Raw genomic sequence first — 18,000 nt, 5'->3', positions numbered from 1 at the left:
CACACTGTTGGGTCCTGAGGGATCGAGCGATCGATCATCTCTTGTGGGCCATCGTTCTGTGAACTGCCTCGTGTTCGGCCGGATTCGGCTGGTGGGGGTGGGCGCAGGTTCTGCGGTGGGACTGCCCGTAATTTGAGAACTACACAGTGGACGCGAGCATCTTTGTAGCAAGACAAGCTACTAAGGGCACATGGTGGATGCCTTGGCACCAAGAGCCGATGAAGGACGTAGGAGCCTGCGATAAGCCCCGGGAAGTTGGCAACCGAGCTGTGATCCGGGGATTTCCGAATGGGGAAACCCAGCTGGAGTCATGTCCAGTTACCCGCATCTGAACACATAGGGTGCGTGGAGGGAACGTGGGGAAGTGAAACATCTCAGTACCCACAGGAAGAGAAAACAAAAGTGATTCCGAGAGTAGTGGCGAGCGAAATCGGAAGAGGCCAAACCTATTGCGTGTGATAGCCGGCAGGCGTTGCGCAGTGGGGGTTGTGGGGCCGTTTGGCTGGGTCTGCCGTCCCAGCGCAGAGTAAGAAACCATCGTTGAAGTTGAAGTGGACTGGAAAGTCCCGGCGTAGAGGGTGATACCCCCGTACACGTAAGACGATGGCTCTGTAACGTCACCCCAAGTAACACGGAACCCCTGAAATTCCGTGTGAATCTGGCGGGACCACCCGTTAAGCCTAAATACTCCTTGGTGACCGATAGCGGACAAGTACCGTGAGGGAAAGGTGAAAAGTACCCCTGGCGGGGAGTGAAATAGTACCTGAAACCATGTGCCTACAATCCGTCGGAGCGAGATTTCGATCTTGTGACGGCGTGCCTTTTGAAGAATGAGCCTGCGAGTTTGCGTTGTGTGGCGAGGTTAACCCGTGTGGGGAAGCCGTAGCGAAAGCGAGTCCGAATAGGGCGTTTGAGTCGCACGACCAAGACCCGAAGCGGAGTGATCTATCCATGGGCAGGTTGAAGCGCGGGTAAGACCGCGTGGAGGACCGAACCCACCAGGGTTGAAAACCTGGGGGATGACCTGTGGATAGGGGTGAAAGGCCAATCAAACTCCGTGATAGCTGGTTCTCCCCGAAATGCATTTAGGTGCAGCGTCGCGTGTTTCTTACCGGAGGTAGAGCACTGGATGGTCTAGGGGGCCCACAAGCTTACCGAAATCAACCAAACTCCGAATGCCGGTAAGTGAGAGCGCGGCAGTGAGACTGCGGGGGATAAGCTCCGTAGTCGAGAGGGAAACAGCCCAGACCATCAGCTAAGGTCCCTAAGCGATAACTAAGTGGAAAAGGATGTGGAGTCGCACAGACAACCAGGAGGTTGGCTTAGAAGCAGCCACCCTTGAAAGAGTGCGTAATAGCTCACTGGTCAAGTGATTCCGCGCCGACAATGTAGCGGGGCTCAAGTTATCCACCGAAGCTATGGCATTCATGCGTGAGCCCGGCCTCCTTTGGGGGGTCCAGGTGCGTGGATGGGTAGGGGAGCGTCGTATGGCGAGTGAAGCGGCGGAGTGATCCAGTCGTGGACGCCATACGAGTGAGAATGCAGGCATGAGTAGCGAATGAGGAGCGAGAAACTCCTCCGCCGAATGATCAAGGGTTCCAGGGTCAAGCTAATCTGCCCTGGGTAAGTCGGGACCTAAGGCGAGGCCGACAGGCGTAGTCGATGGACAACGGGTTGATATTCCCGTACCGGCAAAACAGCGCCCATGACGAACCCAGTGATGCTAAGTGCCCGAAACCTTCTAGATCCCTTCGGGGACGTGGAGGCGGAGCGCATGACCCGAACTGGTAGTAGTCAAGCGATGGGGTGACGCAGGAAGGTAGTCCAACCGTGGCGATGGTTGCCCACGGCTAAGGATGTAGGGCGAGACGTAGGCAAATCCGCGTCTCTTGTGCCTGAGATCTGATGGGGAGCCCTTAAGGGCGAAGTGGATGATCCTATGCTGTCGAGAAAAACCTCTAGCGAGCTGTGCGCCGCCCGTACCCCAAACCGACTCAGGTGATCAGGTAGAGAATACCAAGGCGATCGAGTGAACCATGGTTAAGGAACTCGGCAAAATGCCCCCGTAACTTCGGGAGAAGGGGGGCCGGATCCGTGACTCACCTTGCGTGAGGAAGCGGTGATGGCCGCAGAGACCAGGCCCAAGCGACTGTTTACTAAAAACACAGGTCCGTGCGAAGTCGTAAGACGATGTATACGGACTGACTCCTGCCCGGTGCTGGAAGGTTAAGGGGACGTGTTAGTTCTTCGGAGCGAAGCGCAGAACTTAAGCCCCAGTAAACGGCGGTGGTAACTATAACCATCCTAAGGTAGCGAAATTCCTTGTCGGGTAAGTTCCGACCTGCACGAATGGAGTAACGACTTGGGCGCTGTCTCAACCGTGGACTCGGCGAAATTGCACTACGAGTAAAGATGCTCGTTACGCGCGGCAGGACGGAAAGACCCCGGGACCTTTACTACAATTTGGTATTGGTGTTTGGTTCGGCTTGTGTAGGATAGGTGGGAGGCTGTGAAACTCGGACGCCAGTTCGGGTGGAGCCAACGTTGAAATACCACTCTGGTCGTACTAGATATCTAACCTAGGTCCGTTATCCGGATCAGGGACAGTGCCTGATGGGTAGTTTAACTGGGGCGGTTGCCTCCTAAAATGTAACGGAGGCGCCCAAAGGTTCCCTCAGCCTGGTTGGCAATCAGGTTTCGAGTGTAAGTGCACAAGGGAGCTTGACTGTGAGACAGACATGTCGAGCAGGGACGAAAGTCGGGACTAGTGATCCGGCGCTGGCATGTGGAAGCGGCGTCGCTCAACGGATAAAAGGTACCCCGGGGATAACAGGCTGATCTTCCCCAAGAGTCCATATCGACGGGATGGTTTGGCACCTCGATGTCGGCTCGTCGCATCCTGGGGCTGGAGTAGGTCCCAAGGGTTGGGCTGTTCGCCCATTAAAGCGGCACGCGAGCTGGGTTTAGAACGTCGTGAGACAGTTCGGTCCCTATCCGCCGCGCGCGCAGGAAACTTGAGAAAGGCTGTCCCTAGTACGAGAGGACCGGGATGGACGAACCTCTGGTGTGCCAGTTGTTCCGCCAGGAGCACGGCTGGTTTGCTACGTTCGGAAGTGATAACCGCTGAAAGCATCTAAGCGGGAAGCACGTTTCAAGATGAGGTTTCCCACCGGGTTAACCGGGTAAGGCCCCAGCAGACTACTGGGTTGATAGGCCGGAGGTGTACAGCAGTAATGCCTAGCCGACCGGTACTAATAGGCCGAGGGCTTGTCCCTCAAAGATGTTGCGCGTCCACTGTGTGGTTCCCGAGTTACGGTCGGGAAACCCCCCATGCACCACCCACAGCCCCCCACTCTTCGTGGGGCAGCTGGTGGGAGGCTGTCAGGGTGAGGGGTTTCGACCAGATAACTCCATAGAGTTTCGGCGGCCATAGCGAAATGGGAAACACCCGGATCCATTCCGAACCCGGAAGTTAAGCCTTTCAGCGCCGATGGTACTGCAACCGGGAGGTTGTGGGAGAGTAGGACGTCGCCGGACAACACTTTGCCGAAGAGGCCACCCCCAGGGGTGGCCTCTTCCGCATTTCCCGGAGTTGTCGAGCTGCACGCGTGGGAGATGACCGCGAGGGGTGCAGAGTGCCCCGGGTGGGACTCGAACCCACACTGGACGGTGTTTGAGACCGCGTTCTCTGCCGATTGGAATACCGGGGCGACGGTGCCACAGGCTACCCGATCAACGGTGCTGCGCAGGCACCGGGAGGCCGGGCCGGCTCCTGGCTCACAGCCTCGGCCGCGGTCCCGCTAGCGTGGGGCCGTGAGCACTCCGCAGGGACACCAGGCGCGCCGGGTCGTGATCGCCGAGGACGAGGCGTTGATCCGCCTGGACCTCGCCGAGATGCTGGGCGAGGAGGGGTACGACGTCGTCGGCCAGGCCGGCGACGGAGAGCGTGCCGTCGAGCTGGCCGAGCAACTGCGTCCCGACCTGGTCGTGCTGGACGTGAAGATGCCGAGGCTCGACGGGATCGCGGCCGCCCAGAAGATCGCGGAGCAGCGGATCGCCCCGGTCGTCATGCTGACCGCCTTCAGCCAGCGTGAGCTCGTCGAACGGGCGCGCGACGCCGGCGCGATGGCCTACGTCGTCAAGCCTTTCACCCGCTCGGACCTGGTGCCGGCGATCGAGATGGCCATGAGCAGGTACGCCGAGCTGCAGATGCTCGAGGCCGAGGTCGCCGACCTCCAGGACCGGCTCGAGACCCGCAAGGCCGTCGACCGCGCCAAGAGCGTCCTGCAGGACCAGCTCGACCTCAGCGAGCCGGACGCGTTCCGCTGGATCCAGAAGACCGCGATGGACCTGCGGCTGAGCATGCGGCAGGTCGCCGACGGGGTCATCGCGCACGGCCCGTCGATCGCCGGCTGACCGCTGTCTTTACGACCGTGCACGGCGGTGTAGACGCAAGGTCACGAATTGGCAACGACGGGTCATCAATTTGGTCTGACACCGGGGGTTCGGGGGCGCTATGACGCTAGGTTCGCATTCGAAAGAGTGTTCCTCCCATCGTCGTGGGGAACGCATCCTCTCCCTATGACGGAGGCCCCATTGATCCGCCCAAATCGCGCCTGGCGCGCAGCCGTGGTGCTGGCGAGTGCCTCGCTGGTGCTGACCGCCTGCGGCAGCGACACCAACGCAACCGACACCGCCGGCGAGAAGACGAGCGAGTCCCCGAGCGCCGACGGCAGCAGCGGCGGCGCCGCGGCCAAGGGCGACGGCGTGCTGCGCATCGGTTCGCTCCTGCCGCAGACCGGTGACCTCGCCTTCCTCGGCCCGCCGGAGTTCGCCGGCGTCGACCTCGCGGTCAAGGAGATCAACGAGGCCGGTGGCGTGCTCGGCAAGGACGTCGAGGTCTTCAACGCCGACTCCGGTGACGGCACGCCTGACATCGCCGGCTCCGAGGTGGACAAGCTGTTCAACAAGAACGTCGACGCGATCATCGGTGCCGCCGCTTCCGGCGTCTCGCTGAGCGTGCTGGACAAGATCACCGGCGCCGGCGTCGTGCACTTCTCGCCGGCCAACACCGCGGCGGGCTTCGACACCTACGAGGACAACGGCCTCTACTTCCGCACCGCTCCCTCGGACCGCCTGCAGGGCCAGGTGCTCGGCAACCTCGCGGTCGAGGACGGCCACGAGAACGTCGCCATCATGGCTCGCCAGGACTTCTACGGCGAGGGTCTGGCCGAGCAGGTCAAGACCACCCTCGAGGAGAAGGGCGCCTCCGTCGCGGAGTACATCCTCTACTCGGCGGACGCGCAGAACTTCACCGCGGAGGTCAACAAGATCGCCGCCTCGAAGCCGGACGCCCTCGTGCTGGTCGCGTTCAACGAGACCACGAAGATCATCCCCCAGCTGATCGCCAAGGGGATCGGTCCCCAGGACATCCAGCTGTACTTCGTGGACGGCAACCTGGCCGACTACTCCAACGAGAAGTTCGACCTGACCGGCGTCAAGGGCACCGTGCCGGTGCCCGGCGAGGTCGACCCGACCTTCAACAAGCGGCTGCTCGAGATCAACCCGAAGCTGAAGGACTTCAGCTACGGTCCGCAGTCCTACGACGCCGCGACGATCATCGCCCTGGCGGCGATCCAGGCCGGGGACGACTCCGGCGAGGCGATCGGCGCCAACATCATCGACGTCACCCGCGAGGGCACCCAGTGCTCCTCCTTCGAGGAGTGCGCCAAGCTGCTCGAGAACGGCGAGGACATCGACTACGAAGGTGCCAGCGGTCCGACCGACATGAACGACACCGGTAGCCCGTCCTCGGGCACCATCGGCATCCAGCAGTACGAGAAGGGCAACACCTACAAGCAGGTCGACTCGGTCTCCGGCGTCATCAACTGACGTTGCCAGAGCGTTCCGCCTGACTGCACCACCCGAGGGCCCGGCCGACACGGCCGGGCCCTCGGCCTGTCCGCAGGCCTGCCCGGGCAGCGAAACACCGCACCGACCGGGATGGGTCCCGGTCGGTGCGGTGGGCGGTCGGACGGTCTGACGCCGGTTCCGGCGGGGCCGGCGCGCGAGGGGGAGCGACGGGGAGCCGGAGGCTCAGGCCTTGGCGAGCGTGCCGAGGTAGAGCTCGATGACCTTGGGGTCCTTGCCGAGCTGGGCGCCGGTGCCGGTGTAGGCGTTGCGGCCCTGGTCCAGGACGTAGCCGCGGTCGCAGATCTGCAGGCAGCGGCGGGCGTTCTGCTCGACCATCACGACCGAGACACCCGCCCGGTTGATCCGGCGCGTCTGCACGAACACCTCGTCCTGCATGACGGGGGAGAGACCGGCCGAGGGCTCGTCGAGCAGCAGCACGGAGGGCTCCATCATCAGCGCGCGGCCCATGGCGACCATCTGGCGCTCACCGCCCGAGAGCGACCCGGCCCGCTGACCGCGGCGGTCGAGCAGCGCCGGGAAGAGGTCGCCGACGAACTCGAAGCGCTCCTTGAAGGCGGACGGACGCTGGTAGGCACCCATCTCGAGGTTCTCTTGGATGGTCAGCGAGGGAAACACGTTGTTGGTCTGGGGCACGAAGCCGATGCCCTTGGTGACCAGGGTGTCCGCGCGCTGGTTGGTCACCTCCTCGCCGTTGAGCCGGACGGTGCCGGTGTGCACCTTGACGAGGCCGAACAACGCCTTGAGCAGGGTGGACTTGCCTGCGCCGTTGGGCCCGATGATGCCGACCAGCTCGTTCTTCTGGCAGTACAGGTCCGCGCCGTTGAGGATGTTCACGCCAGGCAGGTAGCCGGCGATCAGGTTGTCGGCGCGCAGCACCGCACCCTCGGCTGCCTTCAGGTGCGCCTCACGCCCCGGGACATCGGTCGATCCCGGTTCGCCGACGTCGAGGGCCGTACCCTCCTCCGCCGGGGGCTCGGGGAAGACGGCGTCGTCAGGTCGGTTCGCCTCGTGGCTCACTTGGTCTCCTTGTGCTCGTGACCGATCTCGGCTTCTGCCTCGCGGAGGATGCGCTCCTCCTCCTCGAAGTCGAGCGCCGAGTCGTGGTGGGCGCCGAGGTAGGCGTCGATGACCCGCGGATCACCCATGACGCTGTCCGGAGGTCCCTCGGCGACGATCTGCCCCTGGGCCATCACGATGACCCAGTCGGAGATGTCGCGCACCATGTCCATGTCGTGCTCGACGAAGAGGACCGTGCGGCCCTCCTCGCGCAGCGACTTCACGTGCCCGAGCAACGACTGCTTCAGCGCCGGGTTCACGCCGGCCATGGGCTCGTCGAGCATCACCAGCTCCGGGTCGGCCATCAGCGCCCGCGCCATCTCCAGGAGCTTGCGCTGGCCTCCGGAGAGCGAACCCGCGAAGTCCTCGCGCTTCTTGATCAGCAGGAAGCGCTCGAGGAGGGAGTCGGCACGCTGGGTGTTCTCCTCCTCCTGGCGCCGCCACAACGGGCGCACCATCGCCGACATCAGGCCCTCGCCCTTCTGGCCGGTGGCGCCCACGCGCATGTTCTCGATCACCGTGAGCTTGGAGAGCACCTTGGTCAGCTGGAAGGTGCGGACCATGCCCATCCGGGCCACCTTGTACGCCGGCACCCGGTTCAGGCCGCGTCCGTTGAACGACCACTCGCCGGAGTCGGGCCGGTCGAAGCCGGTCAGCAGGTTGAAGAAGGTCGTCTTGCCGGCCCCGTTGGGTCCGATCAGTGCGGTGATGACACCGCGCTGGATCTCGACGTGCCCGACGTCGACGGCCTTGAGGCCGCCGAAGGTCCTCACGATGTGGTCGGCGACCACGATCGGGTCCGGCTTGGCCGCGCCGGGCTCGTGGGCCACCGTCTCGAGAGCCTTGCGGGCGGCCACGGGATCGACCGCCCGGCCGTACTTGGTGGTGCCGGTCTCAGCGGGCATCGATCGCCAGCTCCCTTCGGTCTCCGAAGATCCCCTGTGGTCGGAAGATCATCAACAGCATGAGCCCCAGGCCCAAGAAGATGAAGCGGATCAGGCTTGCCTGGGTGTTTGTCATGATCCAGTCGGGGATGAGCGGGTTCGCGCCATTCGTGGCGGAGTCGAAGAAGAGCCCGAGGAAGGTCAGCAGGAACCAGAAGATGATCGCGCCGACCACGGGGCCGAACACCCGCGCCGCGCCACCGATCAGCAGCACCGTGTAGGCGTAGAAGGTGATGTCGGTGGCGAAGAACGACGGGTTGATCGCGGCCGAGCGGAAGGCCGTGATGAAGCCGGCGAGGGCGCCGAAGATGCCGCCGATGATCAGCGACTGCATCTTGTAGGCGTAGACGTTCTTGCCCAGCGAGCGGACCGCGTCCTCGTCCTCCCGGATCGACTTCAGGACCCGGCCCCAGGGGCTGCGCATCAGCAGCCACACGACGAGGCAGCTCAGTGCCACCAGCAGCCAGCCGACGGTCATCACCCACGCGTCGTAGGAGCTCCAGGTGACCACGCCGGGGATGCCGATCCGGCCGCTGTAGGGGTTGAGGGAGCGGAAGGAGTCGTTGAAGCCGGTGAGCCCGTCCTGCCCGCCGAAGTACTCCAGCAGCGTCACCGAGCCGACGGTCTGTCGGATGATCTCCGCGGCCGCGATCGTGACGATCGCCAGGTAGTCGGCGCGCAGGCGCAGCGTGGGCACGCCGAGCAGCAGGGCCAGCACCACGGTCAGCAGCAGGCCCACGACGACGCCCAGCCACAGGCTCAGGCCCCAGGTGGTGACGATCGAGGCCATCGCGTAGCCGGCCACGGCCATGAAGCCGGCCTGTCCGAAGTTGAGCAGCCCCGTGTAACCGAAGTGCACGTTCAGGCCGATGGCGGCCAGGCAGTAGATCACCGCCGAGGGGCCCAGGGCCGACTGCAGCGAGAGGCTCATCATGTTCTGCCAGTCCATGTGTCAGTCCTTCTCTCTCAGCCGACCCGCTGGGCCTTGCCGAGCAGACCTTGCGGCCTGATCAGCAGGACGACGATCAGTACGACGAGCGCACCGACGAACTTCAGCTCCGCCGGGATGAACAGGGTGGAGAGCTCGATGAAGATGCCGATGATGAACGCCCCCACCATCGCACCCCAGATGGTGCCGAGCCCACCGAGCACGACCGCCGCGAAGACCAGCAGCAGGATCTTGAAGCCGATCTGGTAGTCGAAGCCCTGCGTGAGTCCCAGGAGCGCCCCGGACAGGCCGGCGAGCGCGGTGCCGACGATCCACACGACCGCGATCACGCGCTCCACGTTGATGCCCGAGGACGACGCGAGCGCCGGGTTGTCCGAGACTGCCCGGGTGGCCTTGCCGATCCGGGTGAACTGGAGCAGCAGCGAGACCGCGACCAGCATCGAGACGCCGACGATGGTGACCATCAGCTCCTTGGGCGTGAGCAGGATCGGCCCGATCTCCCACGGCTTGACCGCGGAGTACTGCGAGTAGTTGTGGCTCTGTGCGCCGGAGAAGAACTGGAACACGTTGCGCAGGAAGATCGAGAGTCCGATGCTCACGATCATCATCGCGATCACGCCGGTGCCCCGACGCCTCAGCGGCCGCCACAGGGCCGCGTCGTTGAGCCAGCCGAAGGCGCCGGAGATGAAGAACGCGGCGATCAGAGCGACCACGACGGTGAGGTTGACCCCTCCGATCCGGATCGCGCCGGGCAGCTGGTCGATCGTGTAAGCGACGATCGCGCCGAAGGTGATCAGCTCGCCGTGGGCGAAGTTGGTCAGCCCGGTCGTGCCGAAGATCATCGACAGGCCCAGGGCCGCCATCGCGAGCAGCACCGAGAACACGATGCCGCCGATCAGCAGCTGGAGCGCCTGGACCCCCTTGCCGGTGGACTGGCCGGGAGCCTCGCCGATCGGGAAGGTGATCGACTGGTCGTTGTCGAGGTTGATCGCCACCTTGCGCTCGAGGTCGGACTTGGCCAGCGAGGTGCCCTCGGGGAGGGTGTCCTCGTTCACCTTGACCACGAACGTCTTGCCGAGGTTCGAGACCGACGAGCCGGGCAGCTTGATCTCGAAGGTGCCGTCGGCGCCGCTGGTCGCGGTCCCGACCGGCTTGCCGGCGGAGTCCTCGACCGTGATCTCGACTCCCTCCACCGGTGACTGGGGAGTGTCTCTCCGGTCGCAGATGCGCCCCAGGATCGAGATCGCGTCGTCGTCGCTTGCGGGGGGGAGCGCGCACTTGGCGTTCTCCCCGCTGGACGGTGGGACGGCGGCCTGGGCCGCTCCTCCCACCATGAGGAACGCGGTGATCGCCAGCGCGATGAGCGCAGCGACGCGTCTGGGGCAGGCGAGCATGGGACTCCTGTCACCTCGAGGCAGCGGTCGCGTGAGTGCGGCCGTTCGTTCGGCGGGCTCTGCCCGACGACGCCTCGGCCCCCTCACCGTCGCTCAGAGTAGAGGCTCCGGGGGGCTCATGGGACTCTCGACAGCAACAAAACGGTCACGACACCGCTTCTGCGGGACGAGCGGGTCAGCGGAACGCGATGACCGCAGCGGTCAGGGCGGGCGCCAGCACCAGCCCCGGGAGCAGGTCGCCGACCGGCAGCTGCTTGATCCGCAGCAGCCTCAGAGCCACCCCGACGAGCATCAGTCCACCGGTGGCGGTGAGGGCTGCGACGTGGGCGGCGGGGAGCACATCGCCGAGCACGGCGCCGAGCACGGTGAGAGAGCCCTGCACCGCGATCAGCGCCAGGACGCTGGCCCCGACACCCCAGCCCAGTGAGGCGGCGAAGGCGATCGAGGCGAAACCGTCGAGCGCGGACTTGAGGTAGAGCTGGTCGGCGCCGTTGCCGAGCCCGTCGTTGAGCGACCCCAGCACGGTGAGGGGGCCGACGCAGAACACCAGCGACGCGGTCACGAACGCCTCGATGAAGCGCTGCCGGTCCACTGACGCGGCGCCCTCGCCGGACAGGTGCCCGCGCAGCCGGCGCTGGAGCCAGCTGCCGAAGCGCTCGAGGCCGTCCTCGATCCCGAGCAACGAGCCGGCGACGCCGCCGAGCAGGAGCGCGCCGAGCACGATCAGCGTCGGCGCGCTGGACCCGACGGCGTCGGTGAGGGCCCGGTCGCCCACGGCCGTCGCGGCCGAGGCGGCGATCAGCAGCGTGACCAGGCCGAGGGCGTCGGTGACCACCTCGCGGGTCCGGTTCGGCAACCGGTGCCCGAGCAGCACCCCGAGGAGCGTGCCGACCAGGACGGCCACCACGTTGACGAGGGTTCCCGCACCCGGAAACATCCGTGTCCTCCTGCCCGGACCCGCTGCCCGGCTCGTGCGGCACAGGCGCCGCGGCACCGCCCGTCGACCCGTCGAGCCGCCGAGCCGCTGGCCACCGGACCGGCCGGTCCGGCGTACTGCTCAAAAGTTTGACTACCCGGATCGCCCCGGTTAGGCGTAATCTCTCACCTCGTTCTGTCGGGCGTGAAGCGGGGGGCTCGCGCTGCTGACGGCCGGGGGTGTCTCCGGCCGTATGTCGTCGCCGGTGCACCGGCTGAGAGGGGTGGTTCCATGTCGCGATGCCCGTTGCTCGTTCGTGACGCCGAGCTCACCGACGTGCCCGCGCTGAGGGGCCTGCTCACCGGCTCGTCGGCCCGCGGCTTCGACGACAGCGATCCCACCGAGGCCGAGGCGGCGGTGGCACGGATCTCCGCCGATCCCGACCAGCGGCTCCTGGTGGCCGTCAGCGAGGGCGAGGTGATCGGCACGGTCCAGCTGATCCGCGCGCCGCTGTCGCCGCTGCACGCCGACAACGCCCTGCACGTCGCGCACCTGCACGTGCGCGAGGACATGCAGCGTCACGGCGTCGGCCGGGCGCTGATGGAGGCCACGTTGAGCTGGGCCGAGGAGAAGGGCACCATGCACGTGCTGGCGGCGGCGGCCTCCGGGTCCCGTGACGCCAACCGCTTCATGGCCCGGCTGGGGCTCGCCCAGGTGGCGATCGTGCGTGCCGCCACCGTGCAGTCGCTGCGCGCGAAGCTGCCGGTGGAGACTCCGGCGGCGGCCCGGGTGGGCAGTCGCAGTCACCGCAGCGTCGCCCAGGTGCTGGCCCAGCGCCGGTCGCAGCGCCGCGCCCAGACCCGGACCCCCGACACCGCCTGCTGAGGCCTCGGCCGGGACGCGGGCCGGTCCGCCGCTGTCGGTGGCGATGACTAGGGTGGTGCCGTGCCAGAGCCTGCCGACCGTCCCCGCCTCCTGCTGCTCGACGGCCACTCGCTGGCCTACCGGGCGTTCTTCGCGCTGCCGGTGGAGAACTTCTCCACCACGACGGGTCAGCCGACCAACGCGGTCTACGGCTTCACCTCGATGCTCATCAACGTGCTCCGCGACGAGCAGCCCACCCACGTCGGCGTGGCCTTCGACAAGTCCCGTCAGACGTTCCGGCTCGCCGAGTACGCCGAGTACAAGGCCAAGCGCAACAAGACCCCGGACGAGTTCAAGAGCCAGCTGCCGCTGATCCAGGAGGTCCTCGACGCGCTGCGGATCCGGCACCTGGAGGTCGAGGGCTTCGAGGCCGACGACATCATCGCCACGCTCACCACCCAGGCGGTGGCCGCCGGCTTCGACGTGCTGCTGCTCACCGGCGACCGTGACTCCCTGCAGCTGGTCAGCGAGCACTCCACCGTGCTCTACCCGATGCGGGGCGTCTCGGACCTGGCCCGGATGACCCCCGAGGCGGTGCAGGAGCGGTACGGCGTGCCTCCGGACCGCTATCCCGAGCTGGCTGCGCTGGTCGGCGAGGACTCCGACAACCTGCCGGGGGTGCCGGGGGTCGGCCCCAAGACGGCCGCCAAGTGGATCACCACCTACGACGGCCTCGACAACGTCATCGCGCACGCCGACCAGATCAAGGGCAAGGCCGGCGACAGCCTCCGCGAGCATCTCGGCGAGGTGATCCGCAACCGGCGGCTCAACGCGCTGGTCTGCGACATGGACCTCGCGATCACCCCGACCGACCTGGCCAAGCAGCCGTGGGACCGCCAGCAGGTGCACCAGCTCTTCGACGGCCTGGAGTTCCGGGTGCTGCGTGAGCGTCTGTTCGCCACCCTCGAGTCCGAGGAGGAGATCGAGGAGGTCGACTTCGACCTCGAGATGCGCAGGCTCGCTGCCGGTGAGCTGGCCGGCTGGCTGGCCGAGCACACCCGCGAGGGCGAGCGCGTCGGCGTGCAGGTGCAGGGCAGCTGGCGGGCCGGCACCGGCGAGGTGTACGCCGTCGCGCTGGCTGCCGGCGACGAGGCCGCGGCCTGGGTCGACGTCGAGCAGCTCGGCCCGGAGGACGACGAGGTGCTGGCGACCTGGCTGGCCGATCCGCGGCGGCCCAAGGTGCTCCACGACGCCAAGGGCCCGATGCTGGCGATGGCGGCCCGCGGCTGGCCTCTCACCGGCCTGGACCGCGACACCGCGCTGTCGGCGTACCTCGCCCGTCCCGACCAGCGCTCCTACGACCTCGCGGACCTGACGGTGCGCTACCTCAAGCGTGAGCTCAAGGTGGCCGACGTCGACGCCGACCAGGGCCAGCTGAGCTTCGACAGCGTCGGGGAGGACGCCGCGGGCGACACCGCGATGCTGCACGCCTGGACGGTCCTGGAGCTGGCCGCGGCCCTCGACGAGGAGCTGGAGGAGCGAGGCGGCACGCGTCTGCTCGCCGACGTCGAGCTGCCGCTGGTGCACGTCCTCGCCGAGCTGGAGCGCATCGGGGTCGCCGTCGACGTCGAGCAGCTCGAGGCCCTGGAGTCGCACTTCGCGGGGGAGGTGAAGAAGGCGGCCGACGAGGCCTTCGACGTGATCGGCAAGGAGATCAACCTCGGCTCGCCCAAGCAGCTGCAGGTGGTGCTGTTCGACGAGCTCGACATGCCCAAGACCAAGCGGACCAAGACCGGCTACACCACCGACGCCGACGCGCTCCAGGCGCTCTACGTCAAGACCGAGCACCCGTTCCTGCTGCACCTGCTGCGGCACCGCGACGTGGCCCGGCTCCGGCAGACCGTCGAGGGCCTGCTCAAGACCGTCGCCTCGGACGGCCGGATCCACACCACGTTCAACCAGATGATCGCGGCGACCGGACGGCTCTCCTCCACCGACCCGAACCTCCAGAACATCCCGGTCCGCACCGAGGAGGGCCGCCGCATCCGCGAGGCGTTCGTGGTCGGCCCGGGCTTCGAGTCGCTGATGACCGCCGACTACAGCCAGATCGAGATGCGGATCATGGCGCACCTCTCCGAGGACGCCCTGCTCACCGAGGCGTTCCGGTCCGGGCGGGACTTCCACAACGTCACCGCCTCCCGGGTCTTCGACGTCGACGCGGGCGAGGTCACCCCGGCGATGCGCGCCAAGATCAAGGCGATGAACTATGGCCTCGCCTACGGTCTGTCCGCCTACGGCCTCGGTCAGCAGCTCGGCATCGAGCCGGCGGAGGCGCGGGTGCTGATGGACGACTACTTCGAGACCTTCGGCGGGATCCGCGACTACCTCTCCGGGGTGGTCGACGAGGCCCGCCGCACCGGCTTCACCGAGACCATCCTCGGCCGGCGCCGCTACCTGCCCGACCTGACCAGCGACAACCGGCAGCGCCGGGAGATGGCCGAGCGGATGGCGCTCAACGCGCCGATCCAGGGCTCGGCGGCCGACATCATCAAGGTGGCGATGCTGCGCGTCGACGGCGCCCTGCACGAGTCCGGGCTGCGGTCGCGGATGCTGCTGCAGGTCCACGACGAGCTCGTGCTCGAGGTGGCGCCCGGGGAGGCCGGCCCGCTCGAGGAGCTGGTGCGCCGGGAGATGGCGGCCGCCGCCGAGCTCACCGTGCCGCTGGACGTCTCGGTCGGCACGGGGCGCAGCTGGCACGACGCCGCGCACTGAGCCGGCGGGTCACTCCCGGACCGGCATGGTGACCTCGGCGGCCGGCTTGGTGCGGATCCCGGCCTGGGCCAGCAGCACCACGAAGAGCGCGGTGTCGATGGTGAGCACACAGACGACGAGCTGGTCGACGGTGTCCATCAGCGGCGCGACGATGAGCAGCACGACGAGCGCGGCCCACATCACGAAGACCGCCCGCTGCCGCTGCCGCGCCACGATGTTGTAGACCATCACCTGCAGCATCGCCAGCACCGTGCCGAGCAGCGCGAAGAGCCACAGCCGGTGCTGCAGCTCGCTGTACTCCGGGCCGCCGACGAAGGTGACGGTGAGCCCCGAGAGCACCGCGGTGCCCACGACGGTCGTCAGCCCCATCGCAAGCACCATCCCGAGGGCCAGCAGGTTCATCCGGCGGGCCGACTGGGAGCTCGCCATCGACGGGAACACGATGACGACCACGAACTGCGGCAGGAAGAGCACCGCCTTGGTCAGGATCAGGCCGCCGGCGTAGAGGCCGGCCTGGTGCCCGTCGAGCGTGCTCCGGGCGATCAGCACGTCGACGTTGGAGAGCGCGAAGAACGCGAGCAGCGCGTGGGAGTTGTGGAAGGTCTCGCGGAGCACGCCGCCGGGGGCGAGGTACGGCGCGGGCAGCAGCGCCCGGGTCCGGTCGTGCTCGGCACGACGCCCGGGGTGGCGCAGCGCCCACCATCCGACAGCGACGGGGGCGAAGGCGCCGATGGCGACGCCGAGCAGCGCCCCGAACGTGTCCGCCTCGACCGCGAACGCGATCAGCCCGAGGACCAGCCGGCTGACGCCGAAGGCGACGTAGATCGCGGCCAGCGGCTTCCACCGGCGCTCGCCCTGCAGCACGCCGGCCTGGCCGCCCATCACGGTCAGCGGCACCACGGTGACCGCGATCAGGGCGGCGGTGGCCCACGAGTCGAGGTTGAGCACGTGCGAGACCAGGGGAGTGGCGAGCAGCGCGACGAGGCCGAGGGCGCCGGCGCAGACATAGGTCGTGCGGAGCACCTCGTGCTCGATCTGGGCCATGTCGCCCGGCACCGCGGAGACCCGGCGCGCCCCGGTCGCCTGCAGTCCGAGGGAGAGCACGTTGAGGACCAGGAGGACGCCCATCACCGCGGCCAGGGCGCCGTACTCCACCGGGCCGAGCACCCGTGCCGCCAGGATGGTGAAGAGGTAGGTGGTCACGTTCATGACCGCCATCGCCACGGCGATGACCAGGCCGCTGCTCAGCAGGCGGCGGCTCGAGGTGCGGGTGCTCACCCGTGCAGCCTAGTGTTCGCCGGGTGAGGGCCCGGGGGGCCTCGGCGAAGAAGGGACGAGAAGTGCTCGGTGCCGCAGGGCCGGACGCCGCCGTCGCGGGCGCGCGGGCGGTGGTCGGGCTGTACGGCGACCCGACGATCTCCTGGAGCGTCGTGCTCGAGGTCGAGGTCGCACGGCCGGTGGTGGCCGCCCAGGTCTCGGCGCGGGCCCGCGCGCTGGTGGAGCAGCAGCCGGCCTTCGGACGGGCCCCGGCGGTGCAGCGGTTCCCCGGCCGGGCGCTGGAGGAGGTCCGGGGGCGCTTCGCCGACACCGCGTACGCCGACCACGCGCCGCTGCTGCGGATCGCCGTGGACGAGCCCGGCACGACGCTCGTGCTGGCCGCCCACCACGGGGTGGTCGACGCGCTCGGGCTGGTGGCCACGCTGAACCACCTGCTGGGGACCGGGCTGACGAGCGAGGCCCGGGGCGTGAGTGCCCTGGCCGCCGGCGAGCCGTTCCTCGCGCGCGCCGCGCACCGGCTGGGCGAGGCGGTGACCCGGCCGCCGTCCCGGTTCCGGGCCTCCCCGCAGCCGCGGACCGGAGGCTCCCGCGGGCCGGACCCGGGCGACTGGCTCGTCGGGACCGACGTGTCGGGTGCCGCGCTGTCGACCGCCTCCCTGGTCCGGGCCACCGGCCGGGCCCTGCAGCAGTGGAACCACGGCTCCGACCGTCGGCCGGTCGTGCTCGCCGTCGGCGCGTCGCGGCGCACCCGCGGCGAGCCGCTGCGTCCCGACCGGGCCACCGCCTACCTGCGCATCGAGCTGCCGGACGACGCGACCCCGGAGCAGGTGGCACGGCAGCTGCGGGAGACGTTGCCGGAGCCGGACTTCCCGGTCACGCGGGGTCTCGGCCTGGGTCCGCTGCTCACCCGGGCACTGGCCTCCCGTCTAGGGGCGACGGCACTGGTGTCGAACCTCGGCCGGCTCGCCGACGACGGGGCGGTGCTCCGGACCCGCTTCTGGCCGGCCGCGTCGGGGCCCTGCGGCGTCGCGGTCGGCCTGTCCACCGTCGGCACCGCCTCCACCCTGACGGTGCGGGCCCGGCGTACGGCGTTCGACCGGTCCGCCGCGGAGAGCCTGCTCGGGCTGGTGCGCGACGGGCTGGCCCCGGGAACCGGCGGGGATCAGTAGGGGTCGTAGGGCGAGTCGTGCCCGAAGAGCCGCGCCACCGGACGCAGCCGCAGCCGCAGCAGGACCTTGAGGAACACGTTGCGCAGCCACCACGGCAGCTCGGCCAGCATCCTGGCCCGGTCCCGCGGAGTCGGCCGGGCCACCCGGAACAGCGCCAGCGACCCGACCCGGCGCTCGTAGCGGAGCTGGCGGGAGGGCAGCACGTGTCGCAGCAGGCCGAGCGTGACCCCGATCGAGGAGAACGAGTCGTGGACCAGCACCGGGGCGCCCGCGGGCAGCATCTCCGCCCACCGGAGGTCGTCGGAGACGCTCCAGTAGTCGTGCTTGCCGTCGATGTAGAGGTAGTCGAAGTGCCGGTCCCAGCCGGGTCGTAGCCGGGAGGAGTAGTCCTCCACGAGCTCCACCGTGTCCCGCAGGCCAGCGTCGGCCATGTTCGCGAGGAAGACCTGTTTCGTCCCCGCCCCGCCGAACAGACGGCCCTCCACGAAGGGGTCGATGGCGAGCACCCGGCCGCCGCTGGACCGGGCTGCCTCGCCGAGCACCAGGGTCGAACGACCCGCGTGGCTGCCGATCTCGACCGCGGTGGGAGCGGTCATCGCGAGCGCTTGGTCCCACAGCAGCCGGGCCTGCTCCCGGGTCAGCCAACCCCGCACCTCGTGGGCCTTCGCCCAGGTATCGTCAAAGCTCGGCAGGGGCACGTGGGACATGGCCGGACTCTTCCACA

The 18,000-nt window shown here is 67.7% G+C and carries 12 protein-coding genes, 1 tRNA gene and 2 rRNA genes; 7 read left to right on the top strand and 8 right to left on the bottom strand.

The window, feature by feature from the left end:
• The first annotated feature begins 170 nt into the window (after positions 1 to 170).
• Both H9L09_RS00655 and rrf read left to right on the top strand, forming a co-directional pair.
• Positions 171 to 3,275: ribosomal RNA gene (locus H9L09_RS00655) — 23S ribosomal RNA — on the top strand.
• 144 nt (positions 3,276 to 3,419) lie between these two features.
• Positions 3,420 to 3,537 (top strand): 5S ribosomal RNA (gene rrf / locus H9L09_RS00650).
• A gap of 99 nt (positions 3,538 to 3,636) precedes the next feature.
• On the opposite strand, the gene H9L09_RS00645 is transcribed toward rrf, so the two are convergent.
• A tRNA-Leu gene (locus H9L09_RS00645) sits at positions 3,637 to 3,710 on the bottom strand.
• A 103-nt stretch (positions 3,711 to 3,813) separates the two neighbouring features.
• On the opposite strand from H9L09_RS00645, the gene H9L09_RS00640 reads away from it, so the two are divergent.
• Both H9L09_RS00640 and H9L09_RS00635 read left to right on the top strand, forming a co-directional pair.
• A complete protein-coding gene (locus H9L09_RS00640) occupies positions 3,814 to 4,416 on the top strand; it encodes an ANTAR domain-containing response regulator (protein ID WP_187578891.1) in 603 nt (200 codons plus the stop codon).
• Positions 4,417 to 4,581: 165 nt separating this feature from the next.
• Positions 4,582 to 5,892, top strand: a complete 1,311-nt coding sequence (locus tag H9L09_RS00635; protein WP_246456178.1) for an ABC transporter substrate-binding protein — start codon at positions 4,582 to 4,584, stop codon at positions 5,890 to 5,892.
• 204 nt (positions 5,893 to 6,096) lie between these two features.
• Here the strand turns inward: H9L09_RS00635 and H9L09_RS00630 are convergent, their stop codons facing one another.
• From H9L09_RS00630 to H9L09_RS00610, 5 genes are all read right to left on the bottom strand, one after another.
• Positions 6,097 to 6,951 carry an ABC transporter ATP-binding protein gene (locus H9L09_RS00630; RefSeq protein WP_187578890.1) on the bottom strand — a complete coding sequence of 285 codons (855 nt, stop codon included), beginning with the start codon at positions 6,949 to 6,951 and terminating at the stop codon, positions 6,097 to 6,099.
• Positions 6,948 to 7,895, bottom strand: a complete 948-nt coding sequence (locus tag H9L09_RS00625) for an ABC transporter ATP-binding protein (RefSeq protein WP_187578889.1) — start codon at positions 7,893 to 7,895, stop codon at positions 6,948 to 6,950. The genes H9L09_RS00630 and H9L09_RS00625 overlap by 4 nt, the downstream gene beginning before the upstream one ends.
• Positions 7,885 to 8,883 (bottom strand): branched-chain amino acid ABC transporter permease, encoded by a 999-nt coding sequence (locus H9L09_RS00620; RefSeq protein ID WP_187578888.1) that lies wholly within the window; start codon positions 8,881 to 8,883, stop codon positions 7,885 to 7,887. The genes H9L09_RS00625 and H9L09_RS00620 overlap by 11 nt, the downstream gene beginning before the upstream one ends.
• Positions 8,884 to 8,900: 17 nt before the next feature.
• A complete protein-coding gene (locus tag H9L09_RS00615) occupies positions 8,901 to 10,277 on the bottom strand; it encodes a branched-chain amino acid ABC transporter permease (protein WP_187578887.1) in 1,377 nt (458 codons plus the stop codon).
• Positions 10,278 to 10,452: 175 nt separating this feature from the next.
• Positions 10,453 to 11,214: a DUF554 domain-containing protein gene (locus H9L09_RS00610; protein WP_187578886.1), complete on the bottom strand. Its 762-nt coding sequence runs from the start codon at positions 11,212 to 11,214 to the stop codon at positions 10,453 to 10,455.
• A 270-nt stretch (positions 11,215 to 11,484) separates the two neighbouring features.
• On the opposite strand from H9L09_RS00610, the gene H9L09_RS00605 reads away from it, so the two are divergent.
• A complete protein-coding gene (locus H9L09_RS00605; RefSeq protein ID WP_187578885.1) occupies positions 11,485 to 12,078 on the top strand; it encodes a GNAT family N-acetyltransferase in 594 nt (197 codons plus the stop codon).
• Between the two features lie 60 nt (positions 12,079 to 12,138).
• Entirely contained in the window at positions 12,139 to 14,829 is a 2,691-nt protein-coding gene (gene polA / locus H9L09_RS00600) for a DNA polymerase I (protein ID WP_187578884.1), read from the top strand.
• Between the two features lie 9 nt (positions 14,830 to 14,838).
• Here the strand turns inward: polA and H9L09_RS00595 are convergent, their stop codons facing one another.
• A complete protein-coding gene (locus H9L09_RS00595) occupies positions 14,839 to 16,107 on the bottom strand; it encodes a lipopolysaccharide biosynthesis protein (protein ID WP_246456177.1) in 1,269 nt (422 codons plus the stop codon).
• A gap of 23 nt (positions 16,108 to 16,130) precedes the next feature.
• On the opposite strand from H9L09_RS00595, the gene H9L09_RS00590 reads away from it, so the two are divergent.
• Complete coding sequence (locus H9L09_RS00590; protein ID WP_187578883.1) at positions 16,131 to 17,276, top strand: hypothetical protein; 1,146 nt, start codon at positions 16,131 to 16,133, stop codon at positions 17,274 to 17,276.
• Here H9L09_RS00590 and H9L09_RS00585 read toward each other — a convergent pair.
• Positions 17,270 to 17,983, bottom strand: coding sequence for a class I SAM-dependent methyltransferase (locus H9L09_RS00585; RefSeq protein WP_187578882.1), 714 nt, complete (start codon positions 17,981 to 17,983; stop codon positions 17,270 to 17,272). The genes H9L09_RS00590 and H9L09_RS00585 overlap by 7 nt on opposite strands.
• Positions 17,984 to 18,000: the final 17 nt, after the last annotated feature.

The organism is Nocardioides mesophilus (genome assembly GCF_014395785.1).
GTDB lineage: Bacteria > Actinomycetota > Actinomycetes > Propionibacteriales > Nocardioidaceae > Nocardioides_B > Nocardioides_B mesophilus.
This window is presented reverse-complemented; position numbering and strand designations above follow the sequence as displayed.

What these genes read in the sequence shown, in the direction of transcription:
- H9L09_RS00635 (WP_246456178.1), top strand. Translation starts at nt 4,582, where the DNA reads ATGACGGAGGCCCCATTGATCCGCCCAAATCGCGCCTGGCGCGCAGCC.
- H9L09_RS00625 (WP_187578889.1), bottom strand. Translation starts at nt 7,895, where the DNA reads ATGCCCGCTGAGACCGGCACCACCAAGTACGGCCGGGCGGTCGATCCC.
- H9L09_RS00620 (WP_187578888.1), bottom strand. Translation starts at nt 8,883, where the DNA reads ATGGACTGGCAGAACATGATGAGCCTCTCGCTGCAGTCGGCCCTGGGC.
- H9L09_RS00615 (WP_187578887.1), bottom strand. Translation starts at nt 10,277, where the DNA reads ATGCTCGCCTGCCCCAGACGCGTCGCTGCGCTCATCGCGCTGGCGATC.
- H9L09_RS00610 (WP_187578886.1), bottom strand. Translation starts at nt 11,214, where the DNA reads ATGTTTCCGGGTGCGGGAACCCTCGTCAACGTGGTGGCCGTCCTGGTC.
- H9L09_RS00605 (WP_187578885.1), top strand. Translation starts at nt 11,485, where the DNA reads ATGTCGCGATGCCCGTTGCTCGTTCGTGACGCCGAGCTCACCGACGTG.
- H9L09_RS00585 (WP_187578882.1), bottom strand. Translation starts at nt 17,983, where the DNA reads ATGTCCCACGTGCCCCTGCCGAGCTTTGACGATACCTGGGCGAAGGCC.